Genomic DNA, 18,326 nt, shown 5'->3' with positions numbered 1-18,326 from the left:
AACGAGGAACTCGTCGATCGCGGCCTGGACGGCGTGTGGGCCCCGCCCGACACCGCGCTGTGCCGGGCGTCCTGGCGCGCGTCGCGGGCGCCGGCGCCCCGGCGGTTCCGCAGCACGGCGCGGTGTTCGTCCTTTTCGGACAGACACGCGACGCGCGGGACGTCTTCGCGGCGCGGGGGTTCCTCCTGGCCGCCGGCGGTGCGCCACCGGTGGGGCAGTCCCCGTGCGCGGTGGTGCTACGGCCCGGGGCGGCGCGGGTGATCCGCGAGGCCCGCGCGCAAGACTGGCCGGCGATCTGGCCGATCGTCCACGACATCAGCACCGAGCAGGAGACGTTCCCCTACGACCCGGCCATGACCGAGGCCGACGCGCGGCGGATGTGGCTGGTGGCCGCGCCCGGCCGGGTGGTCGTCGCGACCGAGGGGGACCGGGTGACCGGGACCGCGAACATGTACGCCAACCGGCCCGGGCCCGGCAGCCACATCGCGTCCGGCAGCCTGATGGTCGCCGCGGGTGCGCGGGGCACCGGGGTGGGCCGGGCCCTCGCCACGGACCTGATCGGCTGGGCCCGGCGCACCGGGTTCGCGGCGATCCAGTTCAACGCCGTCGTCGACGTGAACACCGCCGCGGTCCGGCTCTACGAGAGCCTCGGGTTCGTCACCCTCGGCACGGCACCCGGCGCGTTCCGCCACCCGCAGCGGGGCGACGTCGGCCTGCGCGTCATGTGGCTGGACCTGCGCTGACCGGCTTTGCCGAACATCGCGCAGGTCACGGCGTTCTGCAGCGCCCGCTGGGCTTCGGCCAGCTTCGGGTCGGCGTCGAACTCGAACAGGAACTCCGTCGGGACGAGGATCGTCGCGGTGCGGCGGCCGGTGCTGTCGGTGATGGTGCTGCTGGAGTAGCCGGTGATCCCGCCGTCGTGGCCCCAGAAGGTGCCGCACGGGGTGGTGGCGGTCAGGATTCCCAGTCCGTAGCCGGGGCCGACGACCGTGCGCATCTCGGCCAGTTGTGCTGCGGGCAGCAGCTTTCCGGACATCAACGCGGTGTAGAAGCGCGCCCAGTCCGGTGCGCTGCTCACGATCGCCCCGGCCGAGGCGCCCCAGCCCGGGTCGTTGCCGGAGACGTCCACGTGCCCGGCCCGGTGCGTCCCGGCGACGTCGGTGAACTCCGCGGGCACCGCCAGTGGCATGTGGGTGGCGTCCGGCTCGTAGCCGTGCGCGTGCCGGCCGCGCCAGGCGCCGTCGGCGGGCAGGTAGGTGTGCGCCAGGTGCAACGGCCGGGCGATCCGGTCCCGCACGAGGTCGGCGAGGCTCGCTCCGGTGACGCGTTCCAGGATCACGCCGACGGCGGCGTAGTTCGTGTTGCTGTAGGACCAGTCCGCGCCCGGCGCGAACAGCGGCGGGTGCCCGGCCCCGACGGCGAACAGCTCGGCGGCGGTCCACCGATGGGGGTCCTTGCCGAGGATCGCGCCGCGGAGGGCGGGGTCCTCGGCGTAGTCGGACAGGCCGCTGGTGTGGTTGAGCAACATGCGCACCGTGACGCCGGATGCTGCGCCCGGCAACCACTTCCCGGCGGGATCGCTCAGCGCGAGCCGGTGTTCGGCCACGAGCTGCAGGGTGATGGTGGCCATGACGGTCTTGGTGTTCGACCCCATCCGGAACTCGTCCCCGCCCTCGAGCCGGTGCGCCCAGGGCGCGTGCTCGGCGATCTCGACGGGCCGCCCGCGCCCGTCGTCCACGCGCACGATCACCCCCGGCGCACCGGCGGCCACCAGGTTCCGGGCGAGCTGTTCGAGCTGGGTGCTCGCGGCGGCTTGGGTCGCGGTCGTCAGGCCCGCCGTCGCGATCACGGCCGCGACCAGGGCTGTTCGTCTCATCCTCACGAAAGCGACGCTAACGAGGGCCGGAGCCGCGATCCATGAGGCCAGCAGGCGTCCGGACCCCCGGGTTTTCCGGAAGAGCTAGTCGAAAGCCGGGCCGGAGCAGGTGACGACGTGCTTGCGGACCCGGTCCTCCTTGATCTCCGCCGGGAACGTCGGCGGCGGGGCGATCGCGCGCCAGGCGTCCAGGATCTCCGGCGTCTCCCAGTGCTCGAAGATGTTCACCCGGGCCGGGTCGAGCGGATCGGGGGAGATCGAGACGTCGAGGCAGCCCGGATGCCGCCGCGCCGCCTCGACGACGACCCGGAGCCCGGCGACGACCCGGTCCCGGTCGGCGGGCTCGACGAACACCGGGCCGGCGACGATCACAGTCATGGTGAAGTCCTTTCCTGCGGTGGATACTGCCCCGACGAACGGCCGCCCGCCGGACAGACACCTCAGGCCGACGCGACGGGTGCCGTCGTCAGCAAGCGCTGGGCCGCGACGCTCGCGCCGTCCACCCGGACCCGGCCCGCGAACTCCCGCGCCCGGGCCGCCACCTGCGGCGCCAACGCCGTGCCGAGGGCCGCGGCCAGCGACTCCGCCGTCAGCGCGCCCGGTGCGTGCGCCGCGCCGATCCCCAGGTCGTTGACCCGGCCGGCGAAGTAGAACTGGTCGTACATCCGCGGCGCGACGACCTGCGCCGCCCCCGCGCGGGCCGCCGTCGTCGTGGTGCCCGCGCCGCCGTGGTGGACGGCCGCCGCGACGCGCGGGAACAACGCCTGCTGGTTGATCTCGCCGATGCCCAGGCAGTCCGGCGCCGCGTCCGCCACCGCCAGGTCGGCCCAGCCGCGGGCGATGATCGCCCGGCGGCCGTGCGCGCGGGCCGCGGCCAGCATCGCCTCCGCGAGGCCCGCTTCCGCGCTCATGCTGCCGAAGCCGAAGTACACCGGCGGCTCGCCCGCGTCCAGGAACTCCCGCACTTCCTCCGGCAACGGCCGCGAGTCGGAGTGGGTCCAGGCACCCGTCCGGACGATGGGCGGCCCGGGCCACGGCGCCAGTGCGGCGTCGGCCGCGAGCCACGGCCGGTCGGTGAAGACGTGGCTCTGCAGTTCTTCGACCGGCTCGAGCCCGGAAGCCACCCGGTGCGAGTTCAGCGTCGGCCCGAACGTCGCGTTCAGGTGCCGGGCGTCCTCGGCCCAGCGGGCGCGCGGCGTGTTCGCCGACCGCCACGGCATCGGCGGCGGTGAATGCAGGTCCGACGGCAGCGTGATGGGGCAGAAGCTCGCGTAGACGTAGGCGACACCCAGCCGTTCGGCGATCGAGCGGGCGGCGAGCTGCAGGGCGCCGGCGGCCACGATCACGTCGCAGCCCTCGGCCGCCTCCGCGACCGTGACGAACTGGGCGGCGACCGTCTCTTCGGCCAGTTTCCGCAGGTCACCGGCCGCGGGCCGGCCCTTCCCGCGCAGCTCGGGCCCGATCGGGGTGACGGCGAACCCGAGCCCGGAGAGCCAGTCGCGGAAGTCGGGCGGCACGCACAAGCGGACGTCCTGGCCGAGCGCCCGCAGCTCCGACGCCAGCGCCAGGACCGGCTGGACCTCGCCCCGCGAACCGATCGTGGACAGCAAGACACGCATGTGGGGATCCCCTCGGGTGGAAGTGAGCCCGAAGTGTGGACCCGCACCGGGGCCTTGCCGCAAGTCCCCCTCTCGGCTATACCTTGGAAGGGGAAGAGGCGATCTCCGCCTCCACAGTGGACAGAACGATCGTCACCCCAGCGTGAAGGGGTCGCGGGTCCCGCCGGACAGCTCGACCCACACCGCCTTGTCGGTCAGGTACTCGTCGATCGCGTGGACGCCGTTCTCCCGGCCCAGTCCCGAATCCTTGACCCCGCCGAACGGCACGGACGGCGCCACCACGCGGTAGGCGTTCACCCACACGGTGCCGGCCTTGAGCTTCGCGGCGACGCGGTGGGCGCGGTGCACGTCCTTCGTCCACACCGCGCCGGCGAGGCCGTACGGCGTGTCGTTGGCCAGGCGGATCGCCTCCGCCTCGTCGGTGAACGCACACGCGGCCAGCACCGGCCCGAACACCTCCTCGCGGAAGATCGTCGACTCCGGCGTGACGCCGGTGAGCACGGTCGGCTGGACGAACAGCCCGCCCAGCCCGGGGTCGGGCACGCCGCCGCAGGCGACGGTCGCGCCCTCGGCCCGCGCGGTTTCCAGGTAGTGCAGCACCTTCGCGTACTGCGGCGCGTTCGCGACCGGGCCCATCTCGGTGGCGGGCTCGGCCGGGTCGCCCAGCTTGATGGCCGACGCGCGCTCGGCGATCAGCCGGATCAGCTCGTCGTGGACGTCGGCGTGCACGATCAGCCGTGAGCCCGCCATGCACGTCTGGCCGGTGGCGGCGAACACGCCGGCGATGACGCCGTTCGCGGCCGCGGCGAGGTCGGCGTCGGGGAAGACCACCTGCGGTGACTTGCCGCCCAGCTCCAGCGTCACCTGGTTCAGGTTCGCCGCGGCCGCCGCCGCGACGGTCCGGCCGGTGGCGGTCGAGCCGGTGAACGCGACCTTGTCGACGCCAGGGTGCCCGGCGAGCGCCGCGCCCGTCTCGCGGGACAGGCCGGTGACGACGTTGACGACGCCGGGCGGGAACCCGGCCTCGGTGATCAGCTCGGCCAGCCCGAGCGTCGAGACGGGGGCGTGCTCGGACGGCTTCACGACCACCGTGCACCCCGCGGCCAGCGTGGGCGCGAGCTTCCAGGTGAGCAGCAGCAACGGCGAGTTCCACGGCGTGATGGCCGCGACCACGCCGACCGGCTCGCGGTGGGTGTAGACGAGGTAGTCCGGGTTCGGCGCCGGGATCTGGCGGCCTTCGATCTTGTCGGCCAGGCCCGCGTAGTAGTGGTACCAGCCGCCCAGGCCGGTCAGCTGGCCGAGCATCTCGCGGTGGAGCTTGCCGGAGTCGTTCACCTCGAGCCGGGCGAGCCGCTCGGCGTGCTCGCCGATGAGGTCGCCGAGCCGGTGCAGCAACGCGGCCCGCGCGAACCCCGTCATCGCGCCCCACTCGCCCTCGAGCGCCGCCCGGGCCGCGGCGACGGCGTCGTCGACGTCCTCGGGCCCGCCGTCCGGCACGACCGCCCACGGCCGCCCGGTGTACGGGTTCTGCGACTCGAAGGTGCGCCCGGAGCGGGCGCCGACGGCCTTGCCGTCGATCACCAGGGAGAAGGTCGGTAACTGTGCGCTCATGGGCCCCGTCCTCGTCGACGTCGTGGCGTGCGCTTCCAGCCTGCACCCGGCGGGGTGCCTGACGTAACCTTGGGGGAGGAAACCCGTACCAGGTGGGCAGACCCGGTCGGCAGGAGGCCAGGATGGCGCTGCACAGCGTGTTGCTGGACGACGAAGTCATCCTTTCGATCGACGGCGCGTTCGACGTCGTCCTCGCTCCCGGGTACCTCCGCGCGGTCGAAGCGGCCTTCGCCGCCGACGTCCGCCGCATGGTCGTCGACCTCGCGCTGACGACGGCGGTCGACGCCGTCGCCGCGGCGGCCCTGACGGAGACGGTGGCCGCCTGCGCGTCCCGCGGCACCCACCTCGTGCTCGCGATGCCCGCCGGGGTCGAAGCCGAGGTCACCGACCCGGCGCAGATCAAACCGCTCCTGAACGGTTTCGAACCCTGGCAGGACGCGGGCTAGCGAATCCGAAGATCGTTTCCCGAAGCGCCGGGAAATGATCTCGTGATCAAGCGGCCGCGTTTTCGACGTTTTCGATCCCGGCTTCCCGTGTCACCGGTGTGGCCAGTTCCTCGGCGAAGATCGCATCGATCTTCCGGCTCGCGGTGCGCAGTTTCGTGACGCTCGCGACGAGCAGCAGCAGGACCGCGATCGGCACCACGAGCAGGATCGGCGACCAGCCGGCGCCGACGACCACGCCGGCGGAGATCAAGGCCAGGGCCAGGAAACCCGACCGGGCGACGACCCGCGGCCACGTGGCGCGGGGCTTGGCGTGCCGTCCGCTCGGTGCTCCGAGTACGGGGCGCGCAAGGGCAGCGTGGACACTCATCCCAACCTCCGGAAAGTCGTGGAACCGGCCGGGACGGGGGATTCCCGGCGGGTGGTGCCGACTCGAAACGCGGGGACTGGGCGCGGCCGACACGCTCGATCAGTCGTGCCGCGAGGCGCCCGGGTTACAAGCCGTTATTGGTTCGAGTCCGAATTCGGAAAAGCGAATTCCGACGGTGTCCATGACTATTCCACGGCCATTCCGGGCGGTAGGGCCGTTGGGCCCTGCTTCACTCGCCGGAGGCCCCGGTTCACGAATCGGTGCCCGGACCCGGGCCCTTGCCCTTCCCCTTGTTGCCGCCGGGCGGCTTCACGTTCTTGCCGGGCTTGCCCTGCTGCTTCCCGGCCTTCTGCGGCTGGACCGGGCTCTGGTGCGTCACGGCGGCCGGCTCCAGGTCCGCCGACTCGGTCACGGCCGGCGCGGCCACCTGCTGCGGCGACGTCGACGGCGCGGCCGGCGGGTGCACCGCCTCGGTGACACCCGGCGCCGGTGACTGGGTGGACGAGCCGGCGCCTTCGGGCGCGGCCAGCAGCACCGCGGCGACCGTGGCGGCGGCCGCGGTGGTCAGGGCGGCGGCGAAGACGGCCCGGAAGTGCCGCGCCGGACGTCCGGCCGGCGCGGCGGTGGGCAGCGTCGCCGACGGGGTGCTCAGCGACCCCAGCACCTCGGCGGCGGTGGGCCGGTCCGCGGGCTCACGCTGGGTCATCCGCCGGAGGGTGTGCGCCAGTGACGGCGGCAGGTCCTCCGGGATCCGGGGGGCCCGCGTCAGCCGCGCCATCGCCGCTTCGACCATCGTGCCCTGGTACTCGCGTTCCCCGGTGACGCACTCGAGCAGGATCAGGCCGAGCGCGTAGACGTCGGCGGGTGGCCCGGCGGGCTGGCCGGCGACCTGCTCGGGTGCGAGGTAGGCGGCGGTGCCCGGGATGACGCCGGTGCCGGTGATGTGGGTGGTGTCGAGCGCGTGCGCGATGCCGAAGTCGCCGATCAGCGGGCCGTCCGCGCTCAGGAACACGTTGGCCGGCTTGAGGTCGCGGTGGACGACCCGCAGCCCGTGCACGTGGGCCAGTCCTTCGGCGAGCCCGGTGGCCAGCGTCGTCACCTCGGCCACCGTCATCGCGCCGCCGAGCAGCCGTTCGGCGAGGTTCTCGCCCTCGACGAGCTGCATCACCAGGAAGGTCCGGCCGTGCTCGGTGCCGCTGTCGTGCAGCGCCACCACGCCGGGGTGGGCGATGCTGCCCTGGATGCTCATCTCGCGCAGCCGGCGGCGCTGGTCCTGCGCCACCGCGCCGCGGTCGTAGATCTTGACGGCGACCGGGCGGTCGAGGTGCAAGTCGTAGCCGCGGTAGACGCGGGCCGTGCCGCCGCTGCCGATCAGCCGGCCGATCTCGTAGCGCCCGCCGAGCGTGGTGGGCGGCGGTTCGTCGCCCAGCGCCGGCCGTGGCATGACGGAGAACTCACCGAGTGCGTAGTGCGCACACGTGGGTTCGTCCGCCTCGCTCATCGCCCGGGCACCCCGTTCTGCCGCTTGGTCGGCCACCCCCGCGATGTACCCCGATGCCGTGATCCGGAAACCTCCGAAGATCGCGGGCGGGGTACGCGCGTTCAGCGGCCGTCGAAGGCGTCGACCCCGGTGAGCTGCGCCGACAGCGCCCACAGCCGCTCGGCCTGTTCTGGGTCGACGGCGTAGCGGCGCACGCCCGAAGCGGCGAGTCCTTCGGCGTCCTCAGGGGACAGTTCGGCGACGTCACAGTCCTCGAGGTACAGCCCGCCGAGCCCGGCCAGCTGCGGTGACGTCGCGGCCCAGACGGTCGTCGCCGCGCCCTGCTCCGGCGTCTTGAACTCGACGAGCATGGTGCCCGCCTCGTCCATCCAGCCGCGCTCGACCATCTCGGCGCGCGACAGGTGCCGCTGCAGCGGCGTCATGATGCCGCCCGGGTGCAGCGCGAAAGCGTGCACGCCCTTCTCCGCGCCGAGCTTGTCGAGCTGGACGGCGAAGAGCACGTTGGCCGTCTTCGCCTGGCCGTAGGCGGCCCACTTCTCGTAACCCTCGGTGAACATGACGTCGTCCCAGCGCATCGGCGAGTTGTGGTGGCCGCGGGAAGACAGCGCGACCACGCGGGCGCCGTCGGCGACGGCCGGCCACAGCCGGTTGACCAGCGCGAAGTGGCCGAGGTGGTTGGTGGCGAACTGGGCCTCCCAGCCCGGCCCGACGCGGGTCTCGGGGCACGCCATGATGCCGGCGTTGGTGATGAGCAGGTCGATCCGCCGCCCGGAGGCGAGGAACCGCTCGGCGAACGCGCGGACGCTGTCGAGGTCACCCAGGTCCAGCTCGTCGACCTCGACGCCGTCCAGGCCTTCGAGGGCCTGCTCGGCGGTCTCGCGGCGGCGGGCCGGGACGACGACGTGGGCGCCGGCGCCGGTGAGCGCGCGGGTCGCCGCCAGGCCGATGCCGGAGTAACCGCCGGTGACGACGGCGAGCTTCCCGGTGAGGTCGATGCCCGCGACGGCTTCGGCGGCGGTGGTGCCGGCGCCGAAGCCCGAGCCGAGCTTGTGCTGTGCGGTGGTCATGGCCCCGACGCTAGGACCTGGAGCGCACTCCAGCGCAAGTCGCGCGTCCCGGGCCGAAAGAGGGGACAATCGACCGCGAGAGGCCCAGCGACGCGAGGAAGGCCGTGATGTCCGACTACTACGGGAACACACCCCAGGACGTCCGCCCGGGGATCGACGCACGCCGGCTGTGGGCCGGTGGCGTGGCGACAGCGGTGGTCGCGGCCCTGGTCGCGGTGGTCGGGCTGCTGATCGCCCGCGGCATCTTCGAGGTCGAAGTGCTGGCCCCAAAAGGGGAAGGCGTCTGGGGCAACGCCAGCACCACGACGTACGCAGTGGTGGCCGCCGCGGTGGCGTTGCTGGCGACGGGGCTGATGCACCTGCTGAGCGTGGCGACGCCGGCGCCGTCCCAGTTCTTCGGCTGGATCATGGTGCTGGTCACGTTGATCGCGGTGGTGCTGCCGCTGACGCTGAGCGTCGCCCCGAGCGCGAAGATCGCGACGGCGGCGATCAACCTGGTGATCGGCCTGGTGATCGCGGCGATCGTGAGCAGCATGGCGGCGAGCGCGCGCACCCTGCATCGGCGCCGCTCGACGGCTCCGCCGGCCCAGGCCGCGCCGCCGGCGGCGCCGACCCGGCAGTGGAATCAGCAGCAGCAGCAGGAGCCGCCGACGACCCGCTACTACGACCGCTGAGCATGGGGCAGCGCAAGACGAACCGCCGCGTGATCGAGCAGTTCCGCGCGGGCGAGGAGGTGGACGGTATGCACCGCGAACGACTCGTGCTCCTGACGACGACGGGCCGCAACTCGGGCAAGCCGCGCACCGTCCCGATGATGTTCCACCGGGACGGTGACCGGCTGCTCGTGGTGGCGTCGAACGTGGGCGCCGCGAAGGACCCCGACTGGTACCAGAACCTGACGGCCGACTCCCGGGTGAAGGTGGAGGTCGACGGCCGCGCGTTCGCGGCCGAAGCCCTGCCCCTGCTGGGCGCGGACTACGTGCGCACGTGGACGGAGCTGGAGAAGCACTACCCCTTCCTGGCCGACCACCGGGAGAAGGCGAAGCGGTCGATCCCGATCGTGGAACTGTCCGAAGAGGACTGACGCGCTAGGCGGTCCGGTAGCGGAGCAGCGCGGCGGCCCCGTTCTGCCCGGCCGAGGCCAGGCGGAGATCACCCGGTGCGGTGAACCACGTGCGGCCGGAGCCGAGCACGAACGGGGACACGAGCAGGCGGTACTCGTCGACGAGCCCGTGCCCGGCCAGGGTGTGCACGACACTCGTGCTGCCGATGACGATGACGTCGCGCTCTTCGCGCAGCCGCCGCTCTGAACTCACCACCGCGCGCCGTGTTGGCCACTCCGGTCGCCAGGCCGGTCCGGCCGTGCGCACGGCCGGACCGCGGCCAACGGCCAAGTCCCTTGAGGACGGTGCTACTTGCTCGCCACCTTGCGGTACCGCGCCGTCGCCAGGGGCGCGAAGACCGCGATGATCGCCACGCAGCACAGGATCGAGTACAGCGCCGCGTGCTCCGCCGGCCAGCCCGTCGGCGGGACGCCGAAGCGGTTGCCGAACAGGGCGCGCGTCGCGTTGATCACCGCGGTGAACGGGTTCCAGTCGGCGATCGCCCGCAGGAACGGCGGCATCTTGTCCGTCGGGACGAACGCCGACGACACGAAGCTCAGCGGGAACATCCAGATCAGCCCCGCGCTCTGCGCCACCTCGACGCTGCGCGCCGTGAGGCCGATCAGCGCGCCGACCCACGACAGCGCCCACGCGAACATCAGCATCACCAGGTAGCCGAGCACGGCGTCGAGGAAGCTGCCGCGGATCCGCCAGCCGACGATCAGCCCGCACAGCGACATCACGACCAGCGCCACCACGCTGACGACGAGGTCCGACGTCGTGCGGCCGAGGACCACCGCGATCCGGGACATCGGCAGCGAGCGGAACCGGTCGATGATGCCCTTCTGCAGGTCGTTGGCGAAGCCGATGACCGTGAACGCCGAGTTGAACGCCACCGTCTGGGCGAAGATCCCGGCGATGAGGAACTCGCGGTAGGCCCCGCCGCCCGCGTCGCCGCCGATCGCGTTGCCGAAGACGTAGGCGAACAGCAGCACGAACATGATCGGCTGCAGCGTCGCGGCCATCAGCCAGTCCGGGTTGCGCCGGACGTTCATCAGGTTGCGCCAGGTGATGACACCGCCGTCGGAGATGCCTTTCGTGAACGCGTTCACTTCGCGGCCTCCTCTTCGGCGCCGTGCCCGGTCAGGGACAGGAAGACGTCGTCAAGCGTCGGCCGGTGCAGGCCGACGTCCTGGACCGTGACGCCGAGGCCGTCGAGCTGCCGCAGCGCCTCGATGAGTGCCTTGGGCCCGGTGTCGACGAGGATCTCGGCGCGGCGCGTGTGCTCGTCCCCGGACGGCTCGCCGGTGCCGACCGCGCGCAGGACGCCGAGGGTGGCCGGCAGGTCCGCGGCCGCGGCGACGACCAGCTCCAGGCGTTCGCCGCCGATCTGCGCCTTGAGCTCGTCGGCGGTGCCGCGGGCGATCACCCTGCCGTGGTCGATGACGACGATCGCGTCGGCCAGCTGGTCGGCCTCTTCGAGGTACTGGGTGGTCAGCAGCACGGTGGTGCCGTCGGCGACGAGCTCCTTGATGACGGCCCAGGTGTCGAGGCGCCCGCCGGGGTCGAGGCCGGTGGTGGGCTCGTCGAGGACGACGACCGCCGGCTCGGCGACCAGCGCGCCGGCCAGGTCGAGCCGCCGGCGCATGCCGCCGGAGTACCCCTTCGCCGGCCGGTCGGCGGCCTCGGCGAGCTGGAACCGCGCCAGCAGCTCGCGGGCGCGGGCCCGGGCCGCGGGTTTGCGACGGCCGTAGAGCCGCCCGACCATGTAGAGGTTCTCGAAGCCGGTGAGGTTCTCGTCGACGGCCGCGTACTGCCCGGACAGCCCGATCCGCTGCCGCACGGCGTCCGGTTCGGCCAGGACGTCGTGCCCGGCCACCCACGCCTCGCCCGAGTCGGGACGCAGCAGCGTGGTCAGGATCCGGACGGTGGTGGTCTTGCCGGCGCCGTTCGGGCCGAGCAGGCCGAGCACCCGCCCGGCCGGGATCTCGAGGTCGACGCCGTCGAGCGCGCGGGTCGAACCGTAGGTCTTCACGAGCCCGCGTACCCGGACGGCGATGTCCGGCTCCGGCGGTGACAGGGCCGGCATGGCGGCTCTCCTTCCGACGACACACCGCCAAGCTAGGGCACGTTGTCCCGGTTTTCCTCCGGGATTCTCCCGGAGACGCGTCAGTTCGCCGAGAGCGTCACGGCGAACTCCGGCGGCGTCCGCAGCGACTGGAAGACCACGCAGTACCGCTCGGTGAGCTTCTTGAGCGTCGCGAGCTGGTCGGCGTCGGCGTCGGTGTCCAGGGCGAACGACAGCCGGATCGCGCGGAAGCCGACCGGCGCGTCCTTCGCGACGGCGAGCGTGCCGCGGAAGTCGAGGTCGCCTTCGGCGCGGACGCGCCCGCCCCGGACGTCGAGGCCCAGCGACGTCGCGACCGCCCGCAGCGTCACCCCGGCGCACGCGACGAGGGCCTCCAGGAGCATGTCGCCGGAGCAGGCGAGGGTGCCGTCGCCGCCGGTCGCGGGGTGCAGGCCGGCTTCCACGACCGCGCGGCCCGTTTCGACCTTGCAGGAGATGCCGAGGCCGTCCAGCTCGGCGTCGGCGTGCAGGGTGACGAGCGCGCTTTCCGGTGCGTCGCGGTACTTGTCCTTCAACGGGGCCTGGGTCGCGCGCAGCTCTTCGGTGTCCATGGGCCGATTGTGCCCGCTCGCCAAGGAAAAGCGAAAAGGCGGGGAGGCCGGATTTCCCGGTCTCCCCGCCTTTTCAGTGCGGATTCAGCTGGTTCAGCTCAGCGTCACCGCGGCGTCGTCGATCACGAACGACGTCTGCAGCGAGCTGTCCTCGGTACCCGTGAACTTCAGCGCGAGGGTCCCGCCGGCGGCCGACGAGACGTCGACCGTCTTGAGGACGTACCCGGTGGCCTTGTTCAGGTTGGAGTAGCTGCCCAGGGTGGTGCTGCCGTTGGTGACGGTCAGCTTGTCGTAGGCGGTGGTGGTGGTCGTCTCCGCCGAGTCGATGTGCAGGTAGAACGTCAGGCTGGCGTGGCACCCGGCCGGGATGCTCACCGACTGCGCGAGCGTGTCGGTGTGCGTGGTGCCGTACCCGTTCAGCCAGGCGTTGTAGGTGCCGCCGTGGGTCGGCTGGCCCTGCGAACCGTTCTGCCCGATGACGCCGCTGGTCTGCGTCCAGCTGGTGGCGCCGGACTCGAAGCCGCCGTTGGCCAGCTTCTGGCCGGAGCAGCCCGTGGTGGTGCCGACGGTCCAGGTGAACGACGCCGTGCCGGTCTTGTTGGCCGCGTCCTTCGCCGTCACCGTGACGTTCGAGGTGCCCGCGGTGGTCGCGGTGCCCGAGATCGTGCCGGTGGAGGCGTTGATGGACAGGCCGGCCGGGAGGCCGGTGGCGGTCCAGGTGTACGGCGAGGTGCCACCGCTGGCGGACAGCGGCAGGTTGACCGAACCACCGGTGGTGGTGGACTGGTTGCCCGGGTTCGAGACGGTCACGGTGCCGGTCGCGGAGCACGTCGGGTCACCCGACTGCGCCGGCACGGAGATCGCGTCCCACGCCGCCTTGACGGTGTTGAACTCGGTGCAGCTGCCCGGGAAGAGGTTCTTCGCCGCGGTCAGCGTCCAGGTGCGGTACTTCAGGTACGAGCTGCCCGTGGTCTTCAGCAGCATCGCGTTGTAGAAGATCTTCACCGCGTTCTGCACACCGAGGCCGGTGATGCTGGTGCTGTTGCACGTGGTGCTGGTCGGCTGCCCGTTGGTCGGGTTGGTGCCTTCGGCCAGCAGGTAGAACCAGTGGTTGCCGGGGCCGGCAGACGCGTGGACCTCACCGTTGGGGACGGAGCTGTCGTAGCAGTTCTTGTCGCCCAGCGCCGACGGGTTGTACATGTTGCGGATCGGGCCGGAGCCGACCAGGTTGACCGACTCGCCGACGAGGAAGTCCGGGACGTCGCCGCCCGCGGGCTCGTTGGCGAACCACTCGGTCGAAGCGCCGAAGACGTCCGCGACGAACTCCTGGGTGCCCGAACCGGAAATGCCGCCCGGGGTGTGGTCGTCGATGCCGTGGCCGTGCTCGTGCGCGACGACGTCGATCGAACCGATCCACTGGTTCTGCGTGTTGTGGCCGATCTGGACCTGGGTGCCGTCGTAGTAGGCGTTCTCGTCGTTCAGGCCGACGCGGATCGGCCAGCCGCCGCCGCTGCCGTCGAAGCCGTTGCGGCCCAGCCACTGCGAGAGCATCTTGTTCTCGGTCTGGGCGGCGAAGAGCGCGTCGACGCAGCCGGTCTCGCGGCTGGTGGCGTTGCCGTTGCCCCAGGCGTCGTCCGGACCGCTGAAGGTGGTGTTGTTGGCCGCGTCCTGGCAGGACGTGTTGGTGATGGCCGGGTCCTTCAGGGAGTACGTGCTGCCCGAGTGCGTGGTGTCGAGGTGCACCGGGTTCGGCTTGTTGTACGCGCTGGTGCCGTCACCGTTCATGACGTGTTCCTGCGTGTGCAGCACCTTGCCGGTGGCGGCGTCGACGACGACGTCGAGCCGGCTCGGCCCTTCGGCGTTGCGGCCGACGACCGTGCTCTGCCACGCCAGCGCCGGCGAGCCGAGCGCGAAGACGACCTGCTGCGCGGGGCTCACGCTGTCCACGGAGGCCAGCTGCTGCCGGGCGGTGGCTTCGGCCGCGGCCTTGGTCACCTTGCCCGAGGTCGTGGCGAGGTTGATGGTCTGGTCCTGCGCGACGGAGGTGCCGAGCACCTGGCCCGTCGAGTTGGTCGTGACGACGAAGTCGCCGCCGACGACCGGCAGGCCCTTGTAGCTGCGCTCGTAGGGGATGTACTGCAGCCCGTTGGTGGAGGAGATCGCTTTCTGGGCCAGGAAAACGTCGTCCGAGCTGGCGTGCAGCGCGGCGGGCCTGCTCGCCACGAGGCCGGCGGCCGCGGTGGCGGCTTGGGCCTGGGCGCTCGGGGCGGCGTTCGGGGTCGCGTTCGGGGCGGGTTGCGCCTGTGCGGTACCGGTGATGCAGAGGGCGCCGATGAGCACGCCGGTTGCTGCCAAGACGACAGGACGTCTCAGATCCATCGAGGAATCTCCTCCGGGCAGGGTGAACCAGGCCCGGGTTCGAGGCGGGCCCAGATCAGGGGAACGAGAGGTGGTGCTGTGGAACGGAAATCAGAATCCGGTGCCGAGGCCTCGTGAACAAGCGACTAACGTACGGTCTTATTGACATATGGCAATACTTCCCAAAAGGGACATTCAACACCTTTGGGATTCTGTCGGGTGATCGTCCACTGAGGACTTCCGGTTGCTCACCGCCGTTCGGGTGATCTTTGCTGCGGCGGGAAAAAGAAGGGCCCCCTCGCCGCGGACGGTGAAGGGGCCCTTCTTGGTACGAGTGTGTCAGGCGGTCGTGGCGCGCTTCGGGAGCTTCCAGCCCGGGCGCACGAAGTGGCACGTGTACCCGTTGGGGATGCGCTGGAGGTAGTCCTGGTGCTCCGGCTCGGCCTCCCAGAAATCGCCCACCGGGGCGAGTTCGGTGACGACCTTGCCGGGCCACAGCCCGGACGCGTCGACGTCGGCGATCGTGTCCTCGGCGACCCGCTTCTGCTCGTCGTTCTCGAAGTAGATCGCCGAGCGGTAGCTCACGCCGATGTCGTTGCCCTGGCGGTTCTTCGTGGTCGGGTCGTGCACCTGGAAGAAGAACTCGAGCAGGTCGCGGAACGTGGTCTGCGCGGGGTCGTAGACCACCTCGATGGCCTCGGCGTGCGTGCCGTGGTTGCGGTAGGTGGCGTGCTGGACCTCACCGCCGCTGTAGCCGACCCGGGTCGACAGCACCCCGGGCAGCCGGCGGAACAGCTCCTGCATTCCCCAGAAGCAGCCACCGGCCAGGATGGCCTTCTCGGTTGACGTGGTCACGGCGTCACTCCTTCTCCTCGTGCGGTGCTACCACCGGTACAACTTCTGTGGTCAGCCGATGATTCCACGCGGGGATTACGGAAGCCTGACGTCACCCGGCCTGGAGCTTCGCGAGGGTGAGCACGTCGCCGCCGATGCCCCAGCCGCCGTCGGCGACCTCCTCGACCAGCACCATCGTGGTCGCCCGGGCGCGGTCGCCGTAGATCTCGGCGTAGAGCTCGGTGGTGCGGGTGACGATCTGCTCCTTTTGTGCGGGGGTGAGTGTGCCGGCGGGGACCTTGAAGTTGGCGAACGGCATGTCGGTGTCCTTCGTTATCGTCGCTTACGTGATGACGTAACCGACGTTAACACCTTGACTGAATCGACGCTACCGTCTGCTTGATAACGGCGATACTAGCTGGTAGCGTCGCTGCCGTGGACTTGCGCACGCGGATTCTGGAGGCGGCCGCCGACCTGCTGTCGCGGTCGGCCGAGGCCGACTTCTCGACGCGCGCGGTCTGCGAGGCCGCCGGGGTCGGCGCGCCGGCGCTGTACCGGCAGTTCGGCGACAAAGAGGGCCTGATGGCCGCCGTCGTCGACCACGGGTTCGAGAAGTACCTCGCCGGCAAGCGGGCCGCGCGCCCGTCCGACGACCCGGTGCGCGACCTGCGCGACGGCTGGGAGAACCACGTCGCGTTCGCCGTCGGGAACCCGAACTACTACCGGCTGATGTACTCGGGCCTCTCGACGCCGCCCAACGCCGCGGCCGAGGCGCACGGCCTGCTGCTCGAGGTGCTCGAACGCTGCGCCGCCGCCGGGCGGCTCGCGGTGGCGCCGGCGGTCGCCGCGCAGATGGTGATGGCGGCCAACGCCGGCGTCGCGCTCTCGATGATCACCCGGCCGGCCCTGTACCCGGACACCGGGTTCTCGGTGCGGGTCCGGGAGAGCGTGCTCGCGGGCATCCTGGCCGGCGAACCGGCCGAACCGGCCGGGGGAGTGGCCGCCACGGCGGCCACGCTCGGCGCCCAGCTGCGCAAGGACGCCCCGGCGGCCCTGTCCGCGGCCGAGGTGACGCTGCTGCAGGAGTGGCTGGACCGCCTGGCCGAATGATCCACAGTGGACACTCGGCTGGACATTCGAGCGGACACTCGGCCGCCTGGCGGCAGGTGATGCGCCATCCGGGTTGTCTTCGCCGCGTTCCGTGTTTGACGCGGCAACGCCGCGCACGGCGATGCGACCATGACCCCGGGGCCGGTCTCCGGACCTGCCTGGGGAGGAGGCGCGATGCCGGACATCGCCCCGGAACGCACCAGCGGCGTCCTGGTCGTCGAAGTGCGCGGGGAGCTCGACATCGCGACGGTCGTCCGCTGGACGACGGTGATCGAGGCCGCGATCTGCGAGCTGCCGGGTCCCCACCTGCTGGTCGTCGACCTCGCCGAGCTGGGCTTCCTGTCCGCCCGCGGCGCGGGCGGCCTGCTGGAGGCGTTCGACCTCTGCCGCGACCGGGGCATCGACGGCTGCCTGATCGTCCCCCCGGGCACGGCGGTCAGCCGGGTGGTGCGGTTGTCCGGGCTCGACCGCCGGGTCCCGGTGTACCCGGACCGCCTGGCCGCGATCGCGGCGTCCCAGCCGGTGGAGATGCGCTGGCTGCACGCCCAGGCACGCTGACGTCCCGTCCGCGCCCCGCGCTCCCGCTCGGCTGCCGTTCACGCTGCCGCTCGGCCGCGCCCCGCGCTCCGCGCCCCGCGCTCCGCGCCCCGCGCTCCGCGCCCCGCGCTCCGCGCCCCGCGCCCCGCGCTCCGCGCCCCGCGCTCCGCGCCCCGCGCTCCGCGCTCCGCGCTCCCGCTCGCGCTGTCGCGAAGTCCGTGAATGTCGCATCGAGGGACATCACGTCCGTGAATGTGGCATTCACGGACCTGGGCCCGCGCGACGTCAGGCCGGCTCGCGCACCAGTTCGGCCGCCGCCTCGGTGAACGCCCGCACCCGGGCCGTCGTCGCGTCGGCTCGCCAGACCAGGCCCCACTCCAGCCGCGGCGCGTCGCCGACCGGGACGTACGCGAGGTCGGGCCGCGGGTAGTACCGCCGGATGTGGGCGCCCACCGGCAGGACGCCCTCGCCCGCGCCCGCCGACGTCAGCAGCTCCTGCAGGCCCGCGGCCGGCCGGGTCACGGCGTCCGGCGCGTGCTCGTCGAGCCACGGGTCCGGCAGCGCGCAGCGCAGCACCGTCACCCGCGCCAGGTCCGCGGCCGGCACCGACGCGCGCCGGGCGAACGGGTGGCCCGCGGCCACCGCGAGGAAGCGCAGCTCCCGCACCAGCACCGGGCCGGTGACCAGGCCCGGGCCGTCGAGCGGGAGGCCGGCCAGCACGACGTCGACCTCGCCGTCCCGCAGCCACGGCAGCACCTCGGCGGGCCGGACCTCCCGGAACTCGACCCGGCAGCCCGGCTGCCGCCGCCGGAACAGCTCGGCCACCCCGGCCAGCAGCTGCCCGCCCGCCGCGTCGCCGAACGCGACGCGCAGCGTGCCCGTCACCCCGCGCCCGGCCTCGATCGCCTTCCCGAGCGCCGCCTCGACCGCCGACCACGCGGGCCCGAGGTCGGCCAGCAGCCGCCGCCCGGCCGGCGTCAGCTCGACCCGGCGGCTGGTCCGCGCGAACAACGGCACGCCGACGTGCCGTTCGAGCTTCCGGATCGTCTGGCTGACCTGCGCGGTCGACACGTGCAGCCGCTCGGCCGTGCGGCCGAAGTGCAGCTCCTCGGCGAGCGTCAGGAACGACTCGACCTCACGCCGCTCCGGCGCACCGTTAACCACCACTTAACGATCGTGGCACAAAGGTGCGTTGATCACCCTCACGAGCAGGACGAG

The 18,326-nt window shown here is 72.2% G+C and carries 21 protein-coding genes; 6 read left to right on the top strand and 15 right to left on the bottom strand.

Translation table 11 applies throughout. The features are described from left to right. Nucleotides 1-35 precede the first annotated feature (35 nt). Nucleotides 36-743, top strand: coding sequence for a GNAT family N-acetyltransferase (locus tag MUY22_RS44565; RefSeq protein WP_247053819.1), 708 nt, complete (start codon nt 36-38; stop codon nt 741-743). On the opposite strand, the gene MUY22_RS44560 is transcribed toward MUY22_RS44565, so the two are convergent. The 4 genes from MUY22_RS44560 to MUY22_RS44545 all read right to left on the bottom strand — a co-directional run bounded on the left by MUY22_RS44560 (nt 638) and on the right by MUY22_RS44545 (nt 5,106). Beyond that, nucleotides 638-1,876 carry a serine hydrolase gene (locus MUY22_RS44560; protein ID WP_247053817.1) on the bottom strand — a complete coding sequence of 413 codons (1,239 nt, stop codon included), beginning with the start codon at nt 1,874-1,876 and terminating at the stop codon, nt 638-640. The genes MUY22_RS44565 and MUY22_RS44560 overlap by 106 nt on opposite strands. Nucleotides 1,877-1,960: 84 nt before the next feature. After that, nucleotides 1,961-2,254, bottom strand: a complete 294-nt coding sequence (locus MUY22_RS44555) for a putative quinol monooxygenase (RefSeq protein ID WP_247053815.1) — start codon at nt 2,252-2,254, stop codon at nt 1,961-1,963. Nucleotides 2,255-2,316: 62 nt separating this feature from the next. Further along, on the bottom strand, nt 2,317-3,495 hold the full coding sequence (locus tag MUY22_RS44550) for a glycosyltransferase (protein WP_247053813.1): 1,179 nt from the start codon (nt 3,493-3,495) through the stop codon (nt 2,317-2,319). A 132-nt stretch (nt 3,496-3,627) separates the two neighbouring features. Next, nucleotides 3,628-5,106: an aldehyde dehydrogenase gene (locus MUY22_RS44545; protein ID WP_247053811.1), complete on the bottom strand. Its 1,479-nt coding sequence runs from the start codon at nt 5,104-5,106 to the stop codon at nt 3,628-3,630. A 122-nt stretch (nt 5,107-5,228) separates the two neighbouring features. On the opposite strand from MUY22_RS44545, the gene MUY22_RS44540 reads away from it, so the two are divergent. Continuing rightward, entirely contained in the window at nt 5,229-5,552 is a 324-nt protein-coding gene (locus MUY22_RS44540; RefSeq protein ID WP_247053809.1) for an STAS domain-containing protein, read from the top strand. 46 nt (nt 5,553-5,598) lie between these two features. Here MUY22_RS44540 and MUY22_RS44535 read toward each other — a convergent pair whose 3' ends face one another. The 3 genes from MUY22_RS44535 to MUY22_RS44525 form a co-directional block, all read right to left on the bottom strand. Continuing rightward, a complete protein-coding gene (locus tag MUY22_RS44535) occupies nt 5,599-5,919 on the bottom strand; it encodes a hypothetical protein (protein WP_247053807.1) in 321 nt (106 codons plus the stop codon). Nucleotides 5,920-6,169: 250 nt separating this feature from the next. Then, nucleotides 6,170-7,420, bottom strand: coding sequence for a serine/threonine-protein kinase (locus tag MUY22_RS44530; RefSeq protein WP_247053805.1), 1,251 nt, complete (start codon nt 7,418-7,420; stop codon nt 6,170-6,172). A gap of 101 nt (nt 7,421-7,521) precedes the next feature. Continuing rightward, nucleotides 7,522-8,487 carry an SDR family NAD(P)-dependent oxidoreductase gene (locus tag MUY22_RS44525; RefSeq protein WP_247053803.1) on the bottom strand — a complete coding sequence of 322 codons (966 nt, stop codon included), beginning with the start codon at nt 8,485-8,487 and terminating at the stop codon, nt 7,522-7,524. Between the two features lie 107 nt (nt 8,488-8,594). On the opposite strand from MUY22_RS44525, the gene MUY22_RS44520 reads away from it, so the two are divergent. Further along, the gene (locus MUY22_RS44520) at nt 8,595-9,161 is read left to right on the top strand and encodes a DUF6069 family protein (protein ID WP_247053800.1); all 567 of its coding nucleotides are present in this window, start codon (nt 8,595-8,597) and stop codon (nt 9,159-9,161) included. Between the two features lie 2 nt (nt 9,162-9,163). Further along, complete coding sequence (locus tag MUY22_RS44515; protein WP_247053798.1) at nt 9,164-9,571, top strand: nitroreductase/quinone reductase family protein; 408 nt, start codon at nt 9,164-9,166, stop codon at nt 9,569-9,571. Nucleotides 9,572-9,575: 4 nt separating this feature from the next. Here the strand turns inward: MUY22_RS44515 and MUY22_RS44510 are convergent, their stop codons facing one another. The 7 genes from MUY22_RS44510 to MUY22_RS44480 all read right to left on the bottom strand — a co-directional run bounded on the left by MUY22_RS44510 (nt 9,576) and on the right by MUY22_RS44480 (nt 15,780). Next, entirely contained in the window at nt 9,576-9,803 is a 228-nt protein-coding gene (locus MUY22_RS44510) for a dihydrofolate reductase family protein (protein WP_247053796.1), read from the bottom strand. Between the two features lie 95 nt (nt 9,804-9,898). Continuing rightward, complete coding sequence (locus MUY22_RS44505; protein ID WP_247053794.1) at nt 9,899-10,702, bottom strand: ABC transporter permease; 804 nt, start codon at nt 10,700-10,702, stop codon at nt 9,899-9,901. Continuing rightward, nucleotides 10,699-11,679 carry an ATP-binding cassette domain-containing protein gene (locus MUY22_RS44500; RefSeq protein ID WP_247053792.1) on the bottom strand — a complete coding sequence of 327 codons (981 nt, stop codon included), beginning with the start codon at nt 11,677-11,679 and terminating at the stop codon, nt 10,699-10,701. The genes MUY22_RS44505 and MUY22_RS44500 overlap by 4 nt, the downstream gene beginning before the upstream one ends. Nucleotides 11,680-11,759: 80 nt before the next feature. Beyond that, complete coding sequence (locus MUY22_RS44495) at nt 11,760-12,269, bottom strand: OsmC family protein (RefSeq protein ID WP_247053790.1); 510 nt, start codon at nt 12,267-12,269, stop codon at nt 11,760-11,762. A 93-nt stretch (nt 12,270-12,362) separates the two neighbouring features. Further along, nucleotides 12,363-14,648: a M4 family metallopeptidase gene (locus tag MUY22_RS44490; protein ID WP_247053788.1), complete on the bottom strand. Its 2,286-nt coding sequence runs from the start codon at nt 14,646-14,648 to the stop codon at nt 12,363-12,365. Between the two features lie 318 nt (nt 14,649-14,966). Further along, nucleotides 14,967-15,482 (bottom strand): peptide-methionine (S)-S-oxide reductase MsrA, encoded by a 516-nt coding sequence (msrA, locus tag MUY22_RS44485; RefSeq protein ID WP_247053786.1) that lies wholly within the window; start codon nt 15,480-15,482, stop codon nt 14,967-14,969. Nucleotides 15,483-15,573: 91 nt separating this feature from the next. Continuing rightward, nucleotides 15,574-15,780 (bottom strand): tautomerase family protein, encoded by a 207-nt coding sequence (locus MUY22_RS44480; RefSeq protein ID WP_247053784.1) that lies wholly within the window; start codon nt 15,778-15,780, stop codon nt 15,574-15,576. A 116-nt stretch (nt 15,781-15,896) separates the two neighbouring features. On the opposite strand from MUY22_RS44480, the gene MUY22_RS44475 reads away from it, so the two are divergent. After that, nucleotides 15,897-16,571, top strand: a complete 675-nt coding sequence (locus MUY22_RS44475; protein ID WP_247053782.1) for a TetR/AcrR family transcriptional regulator — start codon at nt 15,897-15,899, stop codon at nt 16,569-16,571. A 174-nt stretch (nt 16,572-16,745) separates the two neighbouring features. After that, entirely contained in the window at nt 16,746-17,129 is a 384-nt protein-coding gene (locus MUY22_RS44470) for an STAS domain-containing protein (protein WP_247053780.1), read from the top strand. A 264-nt stretch (nt 17,130-17,393) separates the two neighbouring features. Here the strand turns inward: MUY22_RS44470 and MUY22_RS44465 are convergent, their stop codons facing one another. Further along, nucleotides 17,394-18,272 carry a LysR family transcriptional regulator gene (locus MUY22_RS44465; RefSeq protein WP_247053778.1) on the bottom strand — a complete coding sequence of 293 codons (879 nt, stop codon included), beginning with the start codon at nt 18,270-18,272 and terminating at the stop codon, nt 17,394-17,396. Nucleotides 18,273-18,326 lie beyond the last annotated feature (54 nt).

The organism is Amycolatopsis sp. WQ 127309 (assembly GCF_023023025.1).
Taxonomy (GTDB): domain Bacteria; phylum Actinomycetota; class Actinomycetes; order Mycobacteriales; family Pseudonocardiaceae; genus Amycolatopsis.
This window is presented reverse-complemented; position numbering and strand designations above follow the sequence as displayed.

What these genes read in the sequence shown, in the direction of transcription:
- MUY22_RS44480 (WP_247053784.1), bottom strand. Translation starts at nt 15,780, where the DNA reads ATGCCGTTCGCCAACTTCAAGGTCCCCGCCGGCACACTCACCCCCGCA.
- MUY22_RS44555 (WP_247053815.1), bottom strand. Translation starts at nt 2,254, where the DNA reads ATGACTGTGATCGTCGCCGGCCCGGTGTTCGTCGAGCCCGCCGACCGG.
- MUY22_RS44560 (WP_247053817.1), bottom strand. Translation starts at nt 1,876, where the DNA reads ATGAGACGAACAGCCCTGGTCGCGGCCGTGATCGCGACGGCGGGCCTG.
- MUY22_RS44500 (WP_247053792.1), bottom strand. Translation starts at nt 11,679, where the DNA reads ATGCCGGCCCTGTCACCGCCGGAGCCGGACATCGCCGTCCGGGTACGC.
- MUY22_RS44490 (WP_247053788.1), bottom strand. Translation starts at nt 14,648, where the DNA reads ATGGATCTGAGACGTCCTGTCGTCTTGGCAGCAACCGGCGTGCTCATC.
- MUY22_RS44545 (WP_247053811.1), bottom strand. Translation starts at nt 5,106, where the DNA reads ATGAGCGCACAGTTACCGACCTTCTCCCTGGTGATCGACGGCAAGGCC.
- MUY22_RS44520 (WP_247053800.1), top strand. Translation starts at nt 8,595, where the DNA reads ATGTCCGACTACTACGGGAACACACCCCAGGACGTCCGCCCGGGGATC.
- MUY22_RS44530 (WP_247053805.1), bottom strand. Translation starts at nt 7,420, where the DNA reads ATGAGCGAGGCGGACGAACCCACGTGTGCGCACTACGCACTCGGTGAG.
- MUY22_RS44550 (WP_247053813.1), bottom strand. Translation starts at nt 3,495, where the DNA reads ATGCGTGTCTTGCTGTCCACGATCGGTTCGCGGGGCGAGGTCCAGCCG.
- MUY22_RS44495 (WP_247053790.1), bottom strand. Translation starts at nt 12,269, where the DNA reads ATGGACACCGAAGAGCTGCGCGCGACCCAGGCCCCGTTGAAGGACAAG.
- MUY22_RS44515 (WP_247053798.1), top strand. Translation starts at nt 9,164, where the DNA reads ATGGGGCAGCGCAAGACGAACCGCCGCGTGATCGAGCAGTTCCGCGCG.
- MUY22_RS44535 (WP_247053807.1), bottom strand. Translation starts at nt 5,919, where the DNA reads ATGAGTGTCCACGCTGCCCTTGCGCGCCCCGTACTCGGAGCACCGAGC.
- MUY22_RS44540 (WP_247053809.1), top strand. Translation starts at nt 5,229, where the DNA reads ATGGCGCTGCACAGCGTGTTGCTGGACGACGAAGTCATCCTTTCGATC.
- MUY22_RS44470 (WP_247053780.1), top strand. Translation starts at nt 16,746, where the DNA reads ATGCCGGACATCGCCCCGGAACGCACCAGCGGCGTCCTGGTCGTCGAA.
- MUY22_RS44525 (WP_247053803.1), bottom strand. Translation starts at nt 8,487, where the DNA reads ATGACCACCGCACAGCACAAGCTCGGCTCGGGCTTCGGCGCCGGCACC.